Source organism: Spiroplasma kunkelii CR2-3x (assembly GCF_001274875.1).
In the GTDB taxonomy this organism is placed as follows: Bacteria; Bacillota_I; Bacilli_A; order Mycoplasmatales; family Mycoplasmataceae; genus Spiroplasma; species Spiroplasma kunkelii.
The window spans coordinates 856,425-877,529 of record NZ_CP010899.1 but is presented as its reverse complement, the minus strand read 5'-3'; the positions used below and the strand labels follow the sequence as shown (position 1 = coordinate 877,529).

Annotated in this window: 15 protein-coding genes and 1 pseudogene; all 16 read left to right on the top strand. The window is 28.2% G+C overall.

Annotation, left to right across the window (positions count from 1 at the left end; translation table 4 throughout):
- The first annotated feature begins 250 nt into the window (after nt 1–250).
- The 16 genes and pseudogenes from rny (at nt 251) to SKUN_RS04725 (ending at nt 21,099) form a co-directional block, all read left to right on the top strand.
- Nucleotides 251–1,780 carry a ribonuclease Y gene (rny, locus tag SKUN_RS04795; RefSeq protein WP_053391077.1) on the top strand — a complete coding sequence of 510 codons (1,530 nt, stop codon included), beginning with the start codon at nt 251–253 and terminating at the stop codon, nt 1,778–1,780.
- Between the two features lie 83 nt (nt 1,781–1,863).
- Nucleotides 1,864–3,222 (top strand): signal recognition particle protein, encoded by a 1,359-nt coding sequence (ffh, locus tag SKUN_RS04790; RefSeq protein ID WP_053391076.1) that lies wholly within the window; start codon nt 1,864–1,866, stop codon nt 3,220–3,222.
- A 464-nt stretch (nt 3,223–3,686) separates the two neighbouring features.
- Nucleotides 3,687–3,935 (top strand): hypothetical protein, encoded by a 249-nt coding sequence (locus SKUN_RS10695; RefSeq protein ID WP_235510956.1) that lies wholly within the window; start codon nt 3,687–3,689, stop codon nt 3,933–3,935.
- Complete coding sequence (locus SKUN_RS10690) at nt 3,919–4,107, top strand: hypothetical protein (RefSeq protein WP_235510955.1); 189 nt, start codon at nt 3,919–3,921, stop codon at nt 4,105–4,107. The genes SKUN_RS10695 and SKUN_RS10690 overlap by 17 nt, the downstream gene beginning before the upstream one ends.
- Before the next feature lie 550 nt (nt 4,108–4,657).
- The gene (gene pyrH / locus SKUN_RS04780) at nt 4,658–5,383 is read left to right on the top strand and encodes a UMP kinase (RefSeq protein WP_053391075.1); all 726 of its coding nucleotides are present in this window, start codon (nt 4,658–4,660) and stop codon (nt 5,381–5,383) included.
- A complete protein-coding gene (frr, locus tag SKUN_RS04775) occupies nt 5,384–5,932 on the top strand; it encodes a ribosome recycling factor (protein ID WP_053391074.1) in 549 nt (182 codons plus the stop codon). It begins immediately after the preceding gene.
- 61 nt (nt 5,933–5,993) lie between these two features.
- Nucleotides 5,994–6,701 carry a polyprenyl diphosphate synthase gene (uppS, locus tag SKUN_RS04770; RefSeq protein WP_053391073.1) on the top strand — a complete coding sequence of 236 codons (708 nt, stop codon included), beginning with the start codon at nt 5,994–5,996 and terminating at the stop codon, nt 6,699–6,701.
- On the top strand, nt 6,679–7,770 hold the full coding sequence (locus SKUN_RS04765) for a phosphatidate cytidylyltransferase (RefSeq protein ID WP_144416767.1): 1,092 nt from the start codon (nt 6,679–6,681) through the stop codon (nt 7,768–7,770). The genes uppS and SKUN_RS04765 overlap by 23 nt, the downstream gene beginning before the upstream one ends.
- Nucleotides 7,771–7,776: 6 nt before the next feature.
- Nucleotides 7,777–8,922, top strand: a complete 1,146-nt coding sequence (gene dxr, locus SKUN_RS04760; protein ID WP_053391072.1) for a 1-deoxy-D-xylulose-5-phosphate reductoisomerase — start codon at nt 7,777–7,779, stop codon at nt 8,920–8,922.
- A gap of 38 nt (nt 8,923–8,960) precedes the next feature.
- Nucleotides 8,961–10,307 (top strand): site-2 protease family protein, encoded by a 1,347-nt coding sequence (locus SKUN_RS04755; protein WP_053391071.1) that lies wholly within the window; start codon nt 8,961–8,963, stop codon nt 10,305–10,307.
- Nucleotides 10,308–10,331: 24 nt separating this feature from the next.
- Nucleotides 10,332–14,693 carry a PolC-type DNA polymerase III gene (locus tag SKUN_RS04750; protein WP_235510954.1) on the top strand — a complete coding sequence of 1,454 codons (4,362 nt, stop codon included), beginning with the start codon at nt 10,332–10,334 and terminating at the stop codon, nt 14,691–14,693.
- A gap of 74 nt (nt 14,694–14,767) precedes the next feature.
- Complete coding sequence (gene era / locus SKUN_RS04745) at nt 14,768–15,661, top strand: GTPase Era (protein ID WP_053391070.1); 894 nt, start codon at nt 14,768–14,770, stop codon at nt 15,659–15,661.
- An 85-nt stretch (nt 15,662–15,746) separates the two neighbouring features.
- Nucleotides 15,747–15,884: pseudogene (locus SKUN_RS11790) on the top strand (23S rRNA (adenine(2503)-C(2))-methyltransferase RlmN); the annotation flags it as partial.
- A 605-nt stretch (nt 15,885–16,489) separates the two neighbouring features.
- Nucleotides 16,490–17,857 carry a glycine--tRNA ligase gene (locus SKUN_RS04735; RefSeq protein WP_053391069.1) on the top strand — a complete coding sequence of 456 codons (1,368 nt, stop codon included), beginning with the start codon at nt 16,490–16,492 and terminating at the stop codon, nt 17,855–17,857.
- A gap of 18 nt (nt 17,858–17,875) precedes the next feature.
- Nucleotides 17,876–19,756 (top strand): DNA primase, encoded by a 1,881-nt coding sequence (gene dnaG, locus SKUN_RS04730; protein WP_053391068.1) that lies wholly within the window; start codon nt 17,876–17,878, stop codon nt 19,754–19,756.
- A gap of 5 nt (nt 19,757–19,761) precedes the next feature.
- Nucleotides 19,762–21,099, top strand: coding sequence for a sigma-70 family RNA polymerase sigma factor (locus SKUN_RS04725; RefSeq protein ID WP_053391067.1), 1,338 nt, complete (start codon nt 19,762–19,764; stop codon nt 21,097–21,099).
- Nucleotides 21,100–21,105: the final 6 nt, after the last annotated feature.

Genomic DNA, 21,105 nt, shown 5'->3' with positions numbered 1-21,105 from the left:
TAATAGAAATTAAAAAGAAATATGATGTTGAAATTGATTAAAATTTGATTAAAAGTTAATAAAAATAATAAAAAAATATTAAAATATAGGGTTAAAATGAAAAAATATTCGTATAAAATTGAAATCTTCTGCGAATTTTTTTCTAAAAAAGAGTATAATAATATGTGGCAATGATTTCATTGCTAGTATTCCACTTATATATTTAAATTAATACTTCTTACTTAATCTTTTAAGTAAAGGAGAAATAATTATGCAAACACACATATGAGTAATTATCCTTATTGCTGTTGCAATATGTTGTTACTTTCTTGGATATTTATTTGAAAAATATTTAAGATTTAAATTAATCAAAAAAACAAAATTAAAAATTAAACAAGCAAAAGATAAAGCAAAAAAAATTATTAATGCTGCTAAAGCAGATGGACGTGTTGAAGCAGCACAAATTAGACAAGAAATGAAAGATGAATTAACTCGCAAACGTGAAGAATTTTTAGCAACCGAAAAATTTTTAGTAGATAGAGAACGTTTAATTGTTGAGAGAGAAGAAGTATTAAATGGCAAAGAGCAAGAAGTGTTTCGTAAGAAAGAAGAATTGCAAGGAAAGATTAACTATTATCAAGAAATGGTAGAACGAAATCTTCATCAACTTGAAAAAGTTGCCGGATATTCACTTGAAGAAGCAAAAGATGTTCTTTTTAAAGAAATAAGTGATCGGTATCAAAAGGAAATTGGTGAATTTTTACGAAATGCTGAAAATACTGCAAAAATTAATGCCAAACAAACAGCCATTAACATTATTACTACTGCAATTGAACGTTATGCAGTAAAAGTTGTGGCAGAAAAAACAACAACTTCAATTTATTTAGAAGATGATAATATGAAAGGACGAATTATTGGGAAAGATGGACGTAATATTCGCACATTTGAAATAGCAGCAGGGGTTGATTTAATTATTGATGATACACCTAATGTTGTACAAATTTCATCTTTTAACCCAATTCGTCGGGAAATTGCAAAAAAAACTTTAGAAAAATTATTACTTGATGGTCGAATTCAACCAACGCGAATTGAAGAAACAATAAAATTAGAACAAGAAGAAATCGAAATGACAATTCTTGAAGCAGGAAAAGAAATTGCGGCTGAATTAGCAATTGATAATTTAGATATTGAATTAATTCGTCACTTAGGAATTTTAAAATATCGAACTAGTTATGGTCAAAATGTCTTATTACATTCTGTCGAAGTAGCAAAATTAGCAGCAATAATGGCAAGTGAACTGGGGTTAGACCCTGCAATTGCAATGCGTGCTGGGTTATTACATGATATTGGAAAAGCAGTTGATTTTGAAAATGAAGGAAGTCATGTTACTTTAGGTGTTCAAATTGCAACAAAATGTAATGAACATCCAATTATTATTAATGCAATTGCTTCGCATCATGGCGAAGTACCAGTAACTAATCCTTATTCTGTTTTAGTATCAGCAGCTGATACGTTGTCAGCTGCTCGTCCAGGCAGTCGTAATAATAATGTTGAAAATTATATTGCTCGAATGAATGAGTTAGAAAAAATTTGCCAAAAAGTCCATGGTGTCCAATCAGCTTATGTTTTACAAGCAGGACGACAAATTCGAATTATTGTTAATCCAATTATTAATGATGATGCTCGTACTCATAAAATTGCGCTTAATATTAAGGAAAAAATTAAACAAGCAAAGGCAATTCCTGGTGATATTGTTATTACAGTTATCCGTGAATTACGGGTTACTGAAACTGTTATTTAAAGAAAAAAAATTTTATTCTTTTTTATGTTAATTTTAGTATAATTAATTAATAAGAGTGTATTTGTTATTAAAGGAGAAAAAATATGATTGGAGATTTTTTAGCGAATCGATTGAAAAAATCAATTGAAAAAAATATGAAAAAATCAACCTTAACGACTGATGCTATTGCTGAAATAATGCGTGAAATTTGATTAGCATTATTGGAGGCTGATGTTAATAATGAAGTAGTTAAAGATTTTATTAAAGCTGTTGAAACAAAAGCACGAGGTGAATATATTCTTGATGGATTAAATGCATCACAAATGATGGTTAAAATTGTGCATGAAGAATTAGTTAATATATTTGGAAAAACAGTTAAAGAATTATCATTTACTTCAAAACCAACAATTGTAATGATGGTTGGTTTACAAGGAAGTGGTAAAACAACCACAACGGGGAAAATTGCTAAGTTAGTTGAAAAGAAATATTACAAAAAACCATTATTAGTTGCTTGTGATATTTATCGACCAGCAGCGATTAAACAATTAAAAACAATTGGAAAAAATTTAAATATTGAAGTTTTTGAGCGCGGAACACAAAATCCAGTAACGACTTCGCAACAAGCAATTATTTATGCAAAAGATAATAAAAATGATGTTATTTTAATTGATACAGCTGGACGTTTACATATTGATTCTGAGTTAATGCACGAATTAAAAGAAATTAAAAATAATATTACCCCGGATGAAATTCTTCTTGTTGTTGATGGGATGACAGGGCAAGACATTATTAATGTTGCTACTGAATTTAATCAGTTATTAAAATTAACAGGAGTAGTTGTTACAAAACTAGATGGTGATGCTCGTGGTGGGGCTGCTTTGTCAATTACACATTTAACAAAATTACCAATTACTTTTATTGGAACTGGAGAAGGAATGAGTAATTTACAAATCTTTTATCCTGACCGAATGGCTGATCGAATTTTAGGAATGGGAGATGTTCAAACCTTAGTTGAAAAAGCAAAAGATGTATTAGATGAACGTGATATCAAAAAAACAATGAATCGAATGATGATGGGACAGTTTGATTTGCAAGATTTATTAAACCAAATGCGCCAAATTTCAAAAATGGGTAAAATAGGCGGAATTATGAAATTATTACCTGGAATGCCAAAATTAAGTGATGAAAAAATTGATGATGCTGAACGAAAATTAAAAGTAACCGAAGTATTATTATCATCAATGACAGTGAAAGAACGTCGTGAACCACGATTATTAAAACATTTATCACGAAAAAATCGGATTTTAAAAGGCTCAGGACGAACTGAAAAAGAATATAATGAGCTAATTAATCAATTTGAAAAAACAAAAAAACAAGTTGATGAAATTGCTCGTCAAATTAAATCAGGGCGTATGCCAAATATTCCTGGGATGGGTGGTCTAAGCGGAATGGGTTTTAATTAATCTATTTAAGAAAACTGTTTTTTAAACAGTTTTTATTTTGTGATAGAAAATAATGTTGTTTTAACAAAATTATTTCTAAATAATAAAATGACTATCCAAGATTAAACATTATAAATTATTAAAAGTTTTAGAAAAGAAAAAACATATGAAAAAAATAGCAAAAAATGGTGAATGGTTAATTCAACATTAGTTTTAATGGTAACGGTTTTTGTCAGTTTTGTTCTGTATGTCTGATATCTTGGTTATTTAAATCCAAGACCACTTGAGTTAGGGACAATTGTTACTTACCACAATTTAAAAACTCTTAAAACTAATGGCCTATATATTCCCAAAAAATACAGATTAAAGAAAAATTAAAACAACAATTTCCTAATTTAAATATTAATAAAATAAAAATTAAAAATAACATTAGTTCTTATTCAGCAACAATTGTTTCAAGTGATTTTTCGTTTTATCGAGGATCAGTGATTCTTTATTATAATATTGATAAATCAATTGCTAATCAAATTGATTTAAATCGACAATATGCCCCAAATAAAACTTGAGTACAAAATCGAGGTTACCGAGGAATGTGAATTAATAATAATATTGCAACAAAACTTGAACAAAATTTAACAAATGCTTTTTTAAGTCCAGTTAATTATACTAATTTACCATTCTTATGATCAAAAAGCATTTATTTCTTATGATGAATTATTGTCTTTTTTAGATAAACCAGTTCTACATTCTTGACAACAATTTATCAATCATTATTATTCAATTTATCAAAATAAATTAAAAGAAATTATTACATTATTTTATAATATTTGTGTTTTTCTTTTAACAAAACAAGAAATTAATAAAGTTTTAAGTTCTGTTATTATTAAAGACGGACAATTTTTATAAACAAAGGGTTATGCAAATTTAAACAACCGGTAAATTGCAATTGCATATGATGCAATAAATTGTAACTATGAAGAGATATGAAAGCAAAATTGGATTGAAGGTGGAATTTCACAACAAAGTGTATTTTTTACAATCTATGTCATGAACTTGAACATTTGCTGCTTAGATTATAAAATTAATGTGATTGAACAATTAAAAACATTTTTATTAAAAAAATTAATAACTTTCACCAGCAACAAAGTTTAACAAAAGAAAAGATTTTTCCATTTTTTCATCTTATTAAATTTTCATTTAGAGATAATTTTGAATTTTTTACGGAGGGATTTGTATATTGACTTTTAACAAGTGATGCTTTAAAAACGATGCTTTAAAAACAAAAGCATGAGAATTTTGACATGAGTTTTTAACATTTTATTTGCCAAGTTTAAGTTAATATTAAGTAGTTTTTGATAAAGTAAATTTCTTTACTAATTTGTAATTTTATTTTGATTATTTGTTAAAACAATTTATAATATATTAGAATAAAATAGAAAAAAAGAGGAAAGTTATAATGGCATTACAATATAAGCGAGTTTTACTAAAATTATCTGGTGAAGCATTAGGGAATTCTGATGATTTATATGATGCAAAAAAAATTTATGATATTGCAAAACAAATTGTTAAATTACAAAAAGAAGGATTACAAATTGCTATTGTTGTTGGTGGTGGTAATATTTGACGCGGTAATCGTGCTGACACAATTAAAATGAATCCAATTAGTGCAGATTATATGGGGATGTTAGCAACAGTAATGAATGCTTTAGCATTAGAGGCTGTATTAAAAAATGAAGGTAGTCAGAATGTTGTTGTAACCTCAAAAATTCAAGTTCCGGAAGTTGCTTCACCATATTTGTTTAAAAAAGCAAAAGCTGCTTTAGAAAAAAGAGCAATTGTTATTATTGCTGGAGGAACTGGCCAACCAAAGTTTACAACTGATACAGCAGCAACAATTAGAGCAATTGAAATTGATGCAGATGTTATGTTAATGGCAAAAAATGGGGTTGATGGTATTTATGATAAAGATCCGCGCCATAATGCTGATGCAGTTCGCTTTGATAATATTAGTTTAAATGAATTGCAAAAAAAACAATTAAAAGTAATGGATTTAACAGCATCTAGTTTAGCAATGGAAGATGATGTTAAAATTGTTGTTTTTGATATTAATGAACCAGATAATATTTATAAGGCAGCACATGGTAATGCACGTTCAACAATTGTTACAGGAGGGAAAAAATAAATGTCGCAAGAAGTTATTAATCAAACAAAAGAAAAAATGGAAAAAATAATCGTTTCATTTGAAAATGAATTAATTAAAATTCGTACTGGTCGTGCCAATCCAAATATGTTATCACATATTATGATTGATTATTATGGAACACTAACACCAATTCAACAATTGGCTAATATAATGGTGCCAGAAGCACGACAATTAGTTATTAAACCATATGATCGTTCAATTATTAATTTAATTGTAACAGCAATTAATAAAACAGATTTAGGTTTAACACCAAATTCAGAAGCAGATTTAATTCGGTTAAATATTCCTTCGCTAACTGAAGAACGTCGTAAAATGTTGGTTAAGGAAATGTGAAAAGCTAGTGAACAGTTTAAAGTAGCAATTCGGAATGAACGACGAGATAGTAATGAACACCTTAAAAAAGATTCTGAATTAACTGAAGATGATAAAAAATATTATGAAGGGGAAGTTCAAAAATTAACGGATCAATTTATTAAAAAAATTGATGAAAAAGCAACTCTAAAAGAAAAAGAACTAATGGAAGTTTAAAACTTTCATTTTTTTATAACTCTTGGTATAATTAACAAAATGGGGAAGAAGGACATAAGGCATGAAAATACCACAACATATTGCAATTATTTTAGATGGTAATGGTCGTTGAGCAACTAAGCAAGGTTTAGAACGAACAGCTGGCCATGAAGAAGGAGCAAAACGGATTAAAGATGTCGCATTAAAAGCAAATGCTCTTGGTGTTAAATATTTAACGATTTATTGTTTTTCAACTGAAAATTGAAAACGAAGTGCGCAAGAAGTTGCATATTTAATGGCGATGCCAGAGCGATTATTAAATAATAAACAAGTTAATAATTTTAAGAATGAAAATATTGTTTTAAATCATATTGGTCGGCGTACAAAAATGCCACTTAAAACATTAGCAGCAATTGATAATGCTATTTTACGGACAAAAGATAATAATGGAATGGTTTTAACATTTGCTTTTGACTATGGAGCCATTGAAGAATTATTAACAGCAATTAATCAAATGATAAGTGAAAAATTAACAACTATTGATGAACAGACATTATTTCAACATTTATATACCGCAGATTTATCAGATATTGATTTAATGATTCGATGTGGTGGTGAACAAAGGTTAAGTAATTTTTTATTATTACAAAATCGTTATGCCGAATTATATTTTACCAAAGCATTTTGACCAGAATTTGATGAAAATGCTTTAACTGAAGCAATATTAGATTATAATAATAGAAATAGAAGATTTGGGGGAATTGAAAGTGATAAACAATCAGGAAGATAATGTTCATGTTAATGAAAATGAAAAATCAACAGGAGATTATAATTTAACAAATAAAGCGTCAAAAAGTAAAGAACATAAAGATATGTTTCAAAAAAAATATGTTGCTCGTCATATTACATTTTATTTGTTATTAGTCTTTTTAGGTTTATATTTATTCACAGGGGCAATTGCAACAGAATGACATGGTAATGTTCCACATATTGAAATTGCTAATTATGTTTTTATTGGCATTAATGCTGTTATTTTAGGTTTAGTTAACTATGAAATTTTGCGGTTAGTTGGAGAAACAAAGTGACCAATTTATACTCAAGTCATTACATATTTATTAATAATTTTTTTATTTTTGTTTCCAGCTGAATCAATCGCAACAGAATATGGTGGAATCGGTTCAATTAATTACCCATTTTATACATTATTAAATTGAAATTGATTAAAACCCTGAATTATTTTTGTTATTTATTTATGTGCGATTTTAGGATATTATTGTTTAGTATTTAGTTCAAAAGAAATTACTTTTAGTAAAATGACATTAATTTTAATTTTTACCTTGTATTTAACTTTTGCTTTAAAAGCAATGAATAAATTTATGTTAAATCCTGCTTATGGTTGAAGTAGTGTGGTATGATTAGCATTAATTATTATTTTAACTGATACTTTTGCGTTTGTTGGCGGTGTTACTTATGGAAAACATAAATTAGCGCCAACAATATCTCCAAACAAAACATGAGAAGGTGCTGTAACGGGAATAATCTTAGCAGCAGTAATTGCAATTACTTATGCTATTTTAATGTTTCATTTTGCAACTAGTAACCATTGGGTTTTTAACTTTTTCTCAAATGATAATGATCAAAATGTAATGCGTTATGTCATTTATTTTCTGTTAGCGTTTGTATTAAGCATTTTGTCACAATTAGGCGATTTATCATTTTCATGAATTAAACGTCGTTATAATATTAAAGATTTTAGTAATTTATTGCCTGGCCATGGTGGTATTTTAGATCGTTTGGATTCATTTTCATTAGTCTTTTTTCTAATGTTTATTATTTCAAATATAGTGTTACAACGATAATTTATAATGCGAAATATTATTGTTTTTGGTGCGTCTGGAAATATTGGTCAACAAGCGTTACAAATTATTGAATCAAATCCAAATGATTTTCAAATTACAGCTGTTAGTATTTATCATAATATTTCAGTTCTAATTAAGATTTTAGAGAAACATAGCACAATTAGGATTGTTCATCTTGGTGATGAAACACAACAAGCTATTTTAACAGCGCAATATCCAAATATAACTTTTGTAACTAAAGAAGCAGGAATTAATGTAATGTTAGCTGCTTTTCCGACAGCTTTGGTTTTAAATGCAATTAGTGGTTTTGTAGGATTATACCCAACATTACAAACTTTATATGATAAAAACCGTACGTTATTATTAGCAAATAAAGAATCATTAGTAGTAGCAGGGGATTTAATTAACAATTTATTAGCAAAAAATAATAATAAATTATATCCAATTGATTCTGAGCATTGTGCTATTTTTCAATGTTTAGACCAAACCAACCCGTGTTCAGAAATTATTTTAACAGCTTCAGGGGGGATGTTTGCTAATAAAACATTAGCTGATTTAAAAACAATTGATGAGCAACAAGCTTTGCAACATCCAACTTGAAATATGGGACAAAATATTACCATTGATTCTTCAACAATGGTAAACAAAGGATTTGAAATTATAGAAGCTTATCATTTATTTAAAACTTCAAAAATCACTGTTATTTTACATCCACAAGCTATTTTACATTCAGCCGTACAATATGCCGATTTTTCAATTATTGGACAATTATCAAAACCTTCAATGTTACAAGTTTTAAATTATTTTTTATATTATCCAATTCGAAAAAATAGTTCGTTCTTAAAACCATTAAATTTTGAGAAATTAATAACCTTAACATTTCAAAAAGCTGATTTATCTCGTTGAAAAGCGCTACAATTAGCCTATCGTTGCTTAAATGAAAATAATTCATTAGCCATTGCTTTTAATGCAGCAAACGAAACATTACGTTCGCTTTTCTTATCCGGAAGAATTAAATTTTATCAAATTGTTGATTATATTGAATATTTTATGAATCAAATTAAACCGCAAAAATTAATTAATTATTGTGAAATCAAAGAATTAAATGATATCATTAAAAGAGATATTATTAATTATTTTTCTGAAAAATAATGTTATTTTGAATAAAAAAGTAAGGAGTTAAGAAATAAATGTCAGCAGGAATGGTGGTTTTAGGTTTTGTAATTGGGATTATAATTTTATTAATGTTAGTTACAATTCATGAATTTGCACATTTTATTATTGCGAAATTAGCGGGAGCATATGTCTATGAATTTGCAATTGGTTTTGGTCCCAAAATTTTTTCTTGAGGAAAAAAAGAAACTCGTTATTCAATCCGAATTTTTCCTTTTGGAGGATATGTTTATATTGCAAGTCAATTAGTTGATCCACCAAAAGGGCGTGAAGAGGAAGAAGTTCCTGAAGAACGAAAAATGGAAAATATTGCAAAATGAAAATGCTTAATTTTTATTGTCGCAGGAGCTTTAATGAATTTTTTTATTGCTGTTTTTATTTTTACCACAACTTTTGCGGCATTAAATTATAAACCATCTGATATGACATATTGAGGAGCTAAGTATGATTCTAATGGTGCAGCATATGCTGCACTAAAAACTAGTGGTCAAAATGTTGCTCAAGATATTGTGATTTTAGATTATTGATTAGGTCCTAATATTGAAAAACTTAAAGTAGTACAAGAATATTATCGTGTTAATAAGAAAGATAAAGCTGATAATAAGGAGAATAATATTTTATCAAGTCATGTGGGAACAGTAGATAAGATTCCAACTTATCAAACAACAGTTTTTAATTTTATTAAAAATTTAAAACAACAATATGATAATAGTAATAATGATGAAAAAATTAATTATATTACTATTGCTTTTGCTTGTGTAAATAGTAAACAAGAAGTTATAACGGCTTCGGATGGTTTATTTCAAACTGAACCAGTTAAGTTAACAGAAACCAACAATACTTATACAGTCGGAATTAGAGCTCCTGATCGTCAGTTTGCTTCAACTACGCAAGCATATAGCTATGGTTGAGGAGAAACATTTAGACAATCAGTGACAATTTTAAAATCATTTGAATTATTATTTACTGGTCAGTGAAATCAATTATCTGGTCCAGTTGGAATTGCAAGAACAGTTTCTTCAATGTTAACAGAAAGACCAGCTCTTTTCTTTATGTATGTGGCCATGTTATCTGCTAATTTATTTGTTTTGAACTTAATTCCAATCCCACCATTAGATGGATACAAGTTTTTTGAAACATCAATTGAAGGAATAGTTGGTGGAGTAAAACGCTTAAATGGTCGGGTAAGGATTTGAAAGAAACGCCGTGATCCAGCGCAACAAAAAGTATTATTAGAAGAATATCAAACAAAAGAGCAAAAATGACAGTTACCGTATAAGGCAAAGATTATTATTAATGTAACGGGAACAATAGTCTTTATTTTATTATTTATTGGAATAACAATTAAAGATGTCTTTTTTTAAGCAGAAAAGCTAGGAGAGGATTAAATGATGGACCAACAATTGATAAAACTATTTACAGCAAATAATTTAGAATTTATTGGAAATTATTTTGATGATGCTAAAGTCATTAAAGCAGAATATAGTATTAGTGAAGGCTTTTTTCGTGTTGTGATTGAAATTAATGATTTTTTACCACTAGAAGTTTTACTAAAATTAGAACAAACTTTATTAGAAAATGAAACATTACCCACAAAGATTTCTTTACGGGTTCGCAAAGAACAATACGAATTAGAAACTATTTTTAGTTATTTAGAATATATTCGATTAAATAAATCGGAATTAAAAAATAGTTTTTTTAGTAAATTATCCCCAGAACGTTTTGCTTTAACTGATAATATTTTAAAAATTACTGTTCATTCGGAAAGTGAACAAAAATTAGTGGGTGAACATTGTAATTATTATCAAAAAAAACTTCGCCGCTATGGTTTTAGTGATTTACAATTAGCCCTAGTAATTCATTTACGAGAAAATAATATTTTAGAAATTAATGAACAAGAATTAATGAAATATCAAGAAATAGTGCAAAAAACAGAACAGTTAATTTCTAAACCAACCAATGTGACTAATCCAGTTCGAAGAGAATTAAATAGTTATCAGAGAGCAAAAAATGGAAAAGCAAGTTATGAACGGTTAATTGATATTGATCAAGATGCTCCGAATGTGACAATTTATGGAAAAATTTTAAGTAAAAAACGACAGTTAATTTCAACAAAGAAATTTATTTATGTAATAACAATTACTGATTATAGTGATACAATTGGCGCAAAATTTTTTACTCGAACAGAACAACCAGATGATTTTATTGAAGAATTAAAAACGAATGAATGAGTTAGTCTTTTTGGCGATATTCGGTATGATACTTATGCTAATGAACAAATGTTTTTTATTAAAAAAATTTATCGTTTAGAGAGTGAAGATTTATATCGTGAAGATAATGCGCCTGAAAAACGCGTGGAGTTACATCTCCATACTAAAATGAGTGTTATGGATGGAGTAACAGATCTTACAATGCTTTTTAAAACATTAGCACATTGGAACCATAAAGCAATTGCTTTTACTGACCATTTAAATGTTCAAGCTTATCCAGAAATTTATAATCTTAATAAGAAATATCCTGATGTTAAAGTTATTTATGGTGTTGAAGCAGATGTTTTAAATGATAAAGTCTGATATGTTAAAAACCCGCATCATCATAATTTATGAACTGCAAAATATGTTATTTTCGACTTAGAAACAACTGGCTTAAGTAGTAGATATGATGAAATCATTGAATTTGGTGCGGTTATTATGGATGGTATTAGTGGTGAACGTCAAACAATTAATCATTTGTTTAAACCATCCGTTAAGTTATCATCATTTACAACTGAATTAACAGGAATTACAGATGAATTATTAGCGGATAAACCAACTTTTATTGAATGAATTGACCAAATTTTAGAATATTTTAAGGATGCAATTTTAATTGCACATAATGCTGAGTTTGACCTTGGTTTTATTCAATCGTGATTAAAAAAAGCTGGACGCTCAGAAATTAATAACACAGTAATTGATACTTTACAATTATCACGGATTTTAGAACCACATTTGAAAAATTATCGGTTGGGAACAATTGCTTGTTGTTATAATGTTATTTATAATGAAGAAGTTGCTCACCGTGGCGATTATGATGCAATTGTTTTAACAGACATCTATGAGCATCAGCTACGGAAAATGATTAATACTTATAATATTGAGTTTGATGATGATATTGAGAAAATTCATGACCCTGCTGTTTATAAAAAACTGCGACCAAAACATATGACAATTTTAGCAAAAAATCAGGTAGGTTTATTAGAATTATTTAAACTAATAACTGCTGCGCATACTAAATATTTTTACTTATCACCAAAATTATTACGAAGTGTAATTGAACAACATCGTAGTAATTTATTGATTGGGTCATCATGTGTTAATGGTGATGTTTTTGAAGTGGCACAAAATAAAGATGCATCGGAATTAGCAGAAACAATTAAGTTTTATGATTATGTTGAAATTCAACCTCCTAATGTATATAAACATTTAGTTCAAATGGGGAATTTATCAGAAGAACGATTATTAACAGTCATTAAAGATATTATTTTTACAGCAAAAAAATTAAATAAATTAGTTGTTGCTACTGGTGATGTGCACTATCTTAACCCAGAAGATAAAATTTTCCGTGAAGTTTATATTAATGCAAAAGGAATTGGTGGCCGTCTCCATCCTTTATATGATTATAAGCAACGAGTAACTGATAATCCTGATCAGTTTTTAAGAACAACAATGGAAATGATGAATGAATTTAAGTTTTTAAATAATGATGAATTAATTTATGAAATTGTAGTAACAAATCCAAATTTAATTTCTGACCAAATTGAAAAAGTTGAAATTATTAAAGATAAATTATATACACCTAAAATTGAGGGTAGTGATCAATTATTAAAAGAATTATGTTATAAAAATGCTTATAAAATTTATGGTAAGTCATTACCAGAAATTGTTGCATCACGCTTAGAACGTGAATTAAATGCTATTATTAAGCATGGTTTTGCTGTTATTTACTGAATTGCACATAAATTAGTTGATAAATCATTGCAAGATGGCTATTTAGTCGGGTCGCGGGGAAGTGTTGGTAGTAGTTTTGTTGCAACAATGAGTAATATTACTGAAGTAAATCCATTACAACCACATTATTTATGTTCTTATTGTAGTTATAGTGAATTTATTGTTGATGGTTCAGTTAAGTGTGGATATGATTTACCAGTTCGTACTTGTCCAAAGTGTCAAAAACTATTAAAAGGGGAAGGACATGATATTCCCTTTGAAACATTTTTAGGGTTTGAAGCAGATAAAGTTCCGGATATTGATTTAAACTTTTCAGGAGAATATCAGCCAATTGCACATGACTTTACTAAAGAAATGTTTGGAGAACGTAGTGTTTATCGTGCCGGAACAATTTCAACGGTGGCAGAAAAAACTGCATATGGTTATGTGAAAGGTTATTTTGAAAGTAAAAATATTTTACATTTAAAACGTCGCGCAGAATTAGAACGAATTGCCAAGGGTTGTGAGGGAGTTAAACGAACAACTGGACAACATCCAGGTGGAATTGTTGTTATTCCAAATGAATATGAAGTTGAGGCATTTACACCAGTTAATTTTCCTGCTGATGATATCAAATCAAATTGATTAACAACTCATTTTGATTTCCACGCAATTCATGATAATGTTTTAAAGTTAGATATTTTAGGTCATGTTGACCCAACTGCTTTGCGAATGCTGCAAGATTTAACGGGAGTGGATCCAAAAACAATTCCAACAAATGATGAAGCGGTTTTAAGTCTTTTTCGAAGTTTAGATGTTTTAAACATTAAATCAGAAGATATTAATGATGAAAAAACTGGTGCAATTGGTATCCCTGAATTTGGTACTTTTTTTGTTCGTAAGATGTTATTAGATACAAAACCAACTTCATTTGCAGATTTAGTCCAAATTTCAGGATTGTCACACGGAACAGATGTTTGAATTGGCAATGCCCAAGAATTAATTCGAAATCAAAATATTAGTATTTCAGAAGTAATTGGATGTCGTGATGATATTATGGTTAATTTAATTTATAAAAGGTTACCTGCTCAAAGTGCTTTTAAGATTATGGAAGATGTTCGAAAGGGAAAGGGGTTAACAACTGAACATGAACAATTAATGCGGGATAATAATGTTGAACAATGATATATTGATTCGTGTAATAAAATTAAGTATATGTTCCCAAAAGCCCATGCAACAGCCTATGTCTTAATGGCGTGACGAGTAGCATGATATAAAATTAATTATCCAGTTGAATATTATGCAACATTTTTTTCAACTCGAACAGATGTTTTTGATATTAAAACAATTTTAAAAGGAGCAGAAACAATCAAACAAGTTTTACACGATATTCAAACTCGTTTGGATAATAAAGATTTTAATGCTCCCAATAAACCAACACAAAAAGAAAAAGATTTAATTCCCGTTTATGAAGTAGCATTAGAAATGTATGCCAGAGGAATTAAAATGAGCAATATTGATTTAAAAACAAGTCGAAATAAAAATTTTACCGTTATTACAAATGAAAATAATGAAAAAATTATTTTACCGCCATTTTCTGCAATTGATGGTTTGGGCGGAGCTGTTGGCGATAGTATTATTAATGCTCGCCATGAAAAACCATTTTTATCAATTGTTGATTTACAAAAACGAACAAATATTACAAAAGCTCATTTAGAATCATTTGAAGAACTTGGAATTTTAAAAGATTTATCATTAGATGATCAAATTGCTTTTGAGTTTTAAATAAGATAATTTTTAATAAGATAATTTTTTATGATATTTTTCTTTATAATTAGAATAATTAAGAGGTGAATAAAATGGCAATTAAATCAGGTTTTGCTGCAATTGTGGGCCGACCAAATGTTGGTAAATCAACATTATTAAATACAATTTTAAATAATAAAGTAGCAATTGTAACAGCAAAGGCACAAACAACACGAAATCGTATTCAAGGGATTTATAATGATCAAGAATCACAAATTGTTTTTATGGATACGCCAGGCATTCATAAAGCTCATCATGAAATGGGAAAATTTATGAATAAAGTTGCTTTATCAGCAACAAAAGCAGCCGATGTTATTTTATTTTTATCTCCAGCAAATGAACACATTGGTGATAATGATCGTTATATTATCAGAGCACTACAAGAGCGCGCAATTCCAATTGTTTTAGTTGTAACAAAAATTGATTTAATTTCCAAAGGTGATTTAATGGTAAAAATTGCTGAATGAGAAAAAATTCATCAGTTTACTGATATCATTCCCGTTTCAGTAGTCAAACATAAAAATCTTGAAACATTATTAACTTTATTAAAAACACATTTAGCAGTAGGACCACAATATTATCCTGATGATATGTTAACTGATCAACCAGAAAAGTTTTTAATTCGTGAAATTATTCGGGAAAAAATTTTGTTGTTGACAGAAGATGAGATTCCGCATAGTGTTGCTATTTTAATTGATAAAATTGATGATCAACCACAGCTATTAAAAATTATGGCTTCAATTTGCGTTGAACGGGATTCACAAAAAGGAATTATTATTGGGAAACAAGGCCGTTTAATTAAACAAATTGGAACGCAATCCCGCTTAGAATTAGAACAAATTTTAGGAACAAAAATATTTTTAGAATTATTTGTTAAAGTAGTGGATAAATGACGGGATAAACCTTCAATGATTGCCCGTCTAGGTTATAACAAAGAAAGTTATTAAAATGATTCAAAAATTAACAGTAATGATATTGCATAAATGACCTTATGATAATAACAGTGCAATTATTACGATTTTGTCACAAGAATTAGAAAAATTAATGGATGCAGTTTGTTATTATATTTAGTTAACTAATCGGCGTGTTACTTTTGAGTATATTTTAATTGAGAATGTTAATGATAGTCGTGAAACAGTATTAAAATTAGCAAAGTTAATTCGAAATATTTTTATCATATTATAACAATAAGTTAAGTAAATTAAAGACAGGAAATTTATTAAAAACAAGAATTAAATTATCATAAAATTATGATGATTATTTATTAGCAACATTAATTTGTGAAATTGCTGAGCAAGCGGTTGTTGACCGTCAAGCTGATAATGAATTGTAAGAATTATTAACAACAACATTAGACAATTTAGTTGCATGAGAAGATAATTTAAGTATTGTAATTTCTTTTATGTTTCTTGCTTTAAAATGATATGGATTAGAATAAGACTTTACTATGTGTAAAGGGTGTGGCAGCAAACAACACATTAAAACAATTAGTTTTCTTGAGGAATGATATCTTTGCAAAAATTGTTTATTACCAAGAGATTATCTTTTTCCAATTGAATTAGTGAAAGTTTTTAATAGTAATTTTCATACTAATTTTTATTTTTACAATATTAATATAAAAGCTTTAATAATATTATTTAAAATGCTATGTGATTATTTTTTAATAAAAGTTGGAATATTTTCGTGTAGTATTTATGAAATGCTACAAAAATCAATTTATTTTAAAGAATAACATAGTATAATTGAAGATAGAGAAATAATAAGGAGTTACATTAATGCAATATACATTAGAAGAAGTTGTTAATCATTTAAAAACACAAGGTTTTGTTTTTCAAGGGAGTGAAATTTATGGTGGTTTAGCAAACAGCTGAGATTTTGGACCATTGGGGGTTGAATTAGAACGAAATTTAAAAAATTTATGATGACAACATTTTATTACAAAATCAAAATATAATGTTGGTCTTGATAGTGCTATTTTAATGAACAATAATGTTTGAAAAGCTTCTGGACATCTTGGCAATTTTGCTGACCCATTATTAGATTGTAAAAAATGTAAAAGCCGAATGCGGGCAGATAAACTTATTGAAGATAATTATACGAAATTAAATTGTGGTGGTTGAACTAATGAACAATTAGAGACTTTTATTACCGAAAAAAATATTTTATGTCCAAATTGTGGGGAACATGATTTTACTGAAATTCGTCAGTTTGAATTAATGTTTAAAACAAACCAAGGTGTTATTGAAGATGAAAAATCAGTTGTTTATCTACGACCAGAAACAGCACAAGGAATTTTTGTTAATTTTAAAAATGTTCAACGTTCTTTGCGAAAAAAAATACCTTTTGGTGTTGGTCAAATTGGAAAGTCATTTCGAAATGAAATTACCCCAGGAAATTTTATTTTTCGTACACGTGAATTTGAACAAATGGAATTAGAATTTTTTTATGATAGTAACGAAAAGATTGATTGATTTGAATATTGAGTTAAAGAAGTAACCAAGTTTTTAAAATTAATTAATTTAAAACCAGAAAACTATCATTTTCGTGAGCATAAAGCTAATGAGTTAGCCCATTATGCAAAACGAACTATTGATATTGAATATAAGTTTCCGTTTGGCATAGGTGAATTATGAGGGATTGCTGACCGGGGGAATTATGATTTACGTCGCCACAGTGAAATGAGTAAAAATGATTTGTCGTATTTAAATCAAAAAATAAATGAAAAAATTATCCCGAATGTAATTGAACCATCGGTTGGTGTTGGGCGCTTGATGTTAGCGATTTTATATGATGCTTACCATGTTGAAAAAGTTGCTGATAATGAGACAAGAATTGTTTTAAAATTAAGCCCGTTATTAGCTCCATATCAAATTGCGGTTATTCCATTAAGTAAACAATTAAACAACGATGCTTATCAGTTATATGAAAAACTCTTAGGTCGTTTTCAATGCACTTATGATGAAACAGGAAATATTGGAAAGCGTTATCGTCGTCAAGATGCGATCGGAACACCGTTTTGTGTAACAGTTGATTTTGATAGTCAAAAAGACCAAAAAGTTACAGTTCGTAATCGTGATACAATGAAACAAGAACGAGTGACAATTCCTAATTTAGAAAGCTATTTTACTGCAACATTAAAATAATTAAAAGGAGTGAAAGGTATGGCATTAATTAGTAATGAAAAAATTGATTTAATTAAGTCAAAAGTAAATATTGTTACCGTAATGTCAGAATATTTATCGCTTGAAAAACGGGGTCGTAATTATTGAACAGTTTGTCCCTTTCATCAAGATTCACATCCTTCAATGAGTATTTCACCAGAAAAGCAAATTTACCGTTGTTTTGCTTGTTCAACTGGAGGCAATGTTTTTACTTTTTTACAAGAATATGAAAATATTAGTTTTATTGAAGCTTTAAAAAAAGTTGCGGTAATGGCCAATATTTCCTTAGATGAATTGACTACTTATCAAGAAAAACCAAAATATGATAAAAGTGAACAATTAATTTTTGAAATTAATGTCTTAGCAAGCGCTTACTTTAGTAATAATTTAGAAACCAAAAAGGCTTATGATGCAAAAGAATATTTAACAAAACGGAACATTAATAATATTGAAATTGAATTATTTCAGATTGGTTATGCTGATAGTGGCTTTGATCATTTGTACCATTTTTTAATTAAAAAAGGATATTCAATTAATGATATTCAACAAGCGGGTTTAATTACAATTAAAAATGGCAAGGTGTATGATTATTTTAATAATCGTTTAATGTTTCCGATTAAAAATGAAGATAGTTATATTATTGGTTTTTCTGGACGAGTAATTGGGGTTACTAACCAGGTAGCAAAATATCTTAATACTCCTGAAACAAAAGTTTTTAAAAAAGAACAACTAATGTATAATATTCACCGGGCGAAACCGTTTATTCGCCAGCAAAATAATTTAATTTTACTTGAAGGATATATGGATGTTATTAGTTTAGAAAAATTAAATATTAAAAATACCGCTGCTTTAATGGGAACTAATTTAAGTGAATATCATTTAAAAGAAATTAAAAGATTAACAAATGAGTGTTTAATTTTTTTAGACGGTGATAAGGCTGGAATTAATGCTAGTTTAAAAGCAACAATTAAATTATTAAGTCATAATCTAAAAGTTAAAATTGTTTTGAATGAGACGCAACAAGACCCTGACGAATTAGTTAATAGTGGTCAGGGAGAATTAATTCATATAATGTTAGCAAATGCCCAACATCCAATTAATTTTGCCCTTGATTATTTTCAAAATAAATTTAATTTACAAGCAGCAAATGAATTAGAAGAATTTATTAATATTGTTGCACCTTTAATTAAAGCTAGTCCAAATCAATTGGAACAAGAATTAGCAGTTAATAATTTAGTTAAAATAACAGGAATATCTAAAGAAACAATTACAACAAAAATTGGACAAATTAAAACATATAAAAAAGCAGTTTTTTCGCCTGCTGTGTTAGAACCAATTCCTAATGGAACAAATGATAATAATTATCAGCAAAAGTTGCCACTAAGCTTCAAACCACAGCAAAGTAAGATTGTTATAGTTAAAAATACAAAATATAAAATTAAAAATTTAAAACGATATCTTTTAGCAGAACAAAATATGGTTTTACAATTACTTGGTTCTCGAAAAGCAGCAGATTTTTATCAAAGAAAAATTGGAAATTTAAATTTTGATGGTTATCGTTTGTTAGCAAATTATATAATTACTTATTATAATGGACATTTGGGGGCAGAAAATGTTAGAATTAATATGTTGTGTCAAGAAATAAGTGATCCAAATTTAAAAAAAATACTAATGGATATTATTAATAAATCAACGATTAAAATTAAATATAATAAGAAAGAATTAGAAGACTATGCGCTCTTAATTGATGATTTTGCTAATGAAAAAGAGATTGCAATGCTATGAAATAAGTTAGAAAAAGCAAGTAATCTAATTGAACAACAGGCAATTTCAATGGAAATTGACAAGTTGAATCAACGATTAAAATTTAAAAAGGGGTAGAGAGAATGGTATTATCAAAAAAAGAAGTCAGAGATATGAAATCTTTTGATGAATTTAAAGAATATATTAATAAATATTTAGAAGAAAATAACAATGAGATTGAACAAGAAAAATTAATAACATTAATTAATGATCATTTTGAAGTTGATGATAATGATGTTGAAGAATATTTCGAAGAATTAGTTGCTAATGGTGTTGAATTTAGTGATATTAATTTAGAAGATTTAGAAGAAAATGAAGTTCCTGAACCAGAAAAAGTAACGAAAAAACAACCAGATGAAAAATTACGTTATAAAGTTGGTGGGATTTCAAATGAAACAAAAATTCAAGATATTATTAAAGCTTACTTTAATATTTTGGGAACAAGTAAGATTTTAACTCGTGAGGAAGAAATTAAATATGCTAAAATGTTAGAATCATCTGATCCAGAAGAAAGACGTTTTGGACGGGATAAATTAATTACTTCTAACCTGAAGTTAGTTGTTTCAGTTGCTCGTAAACATTTAAACCGGGGATTAGATTTTTCGGATTTAATTGAAGAAGGGAACATTGGGTTAATAAAAGCTGTTGATAAGTTTGATTATAAGCGTGGTTTTAAATTTTCAACATATGCCACATGATGAATTAGACAAGCAACAACCCGTGCAATTGCTGATCAAGCGCGAACAATTCGGATTCCTGTTCATATGGTTGAAACAATTAATAAATTAACAAGAATTGAACGGCAATTAACACAAGAGTTAGGACGTGAACCAAGTTACAATGAAATTGCTGAAAAAATGGGGCAAGGAATGGTTGGCGAAAAAGTTCGTGAAATTAAGAGACTATCAATTGAACCAGTTTCATTAGAAAAACCAATTGGTGATGAGGATGATACTCATTTTGGTGATTTTGTTGATGATAAAGATATTTTTACACCGGATGAATATGCTGAAAAAGAATCATTACGAGAAGTAATTGATGAAGTTTTCCATGAAATTTTATCAGCACGAGAAGAAAAAGTAATTAGAATGCGGTTTGGACTTTTACCAACAAAGTTACGAACAGTATTACGGTTAGCAAAAGAATGCGAAGATGAAACTTTCCCTGAATTAGTTCAAACAGTTAAAACTCTTGATATTCATTATGATACACCAATTGAAAAAGTACAAAGTCAAAAAAATGCTTTAATTGATAAGCATTTATCAAAATATGATTCACCAAAAACATTAGAAGAAGTAGGAAAAGAATTTAAAGTAACACGTGAACGAATTCGCCAAATTGAAGCAAAAACAATTCGTAAGTTTAAGCCAAACCAAGTTAATTCGAAAGCAAAAGTATTAAAAGACTTTTTTAAAGGATAGGGGTTT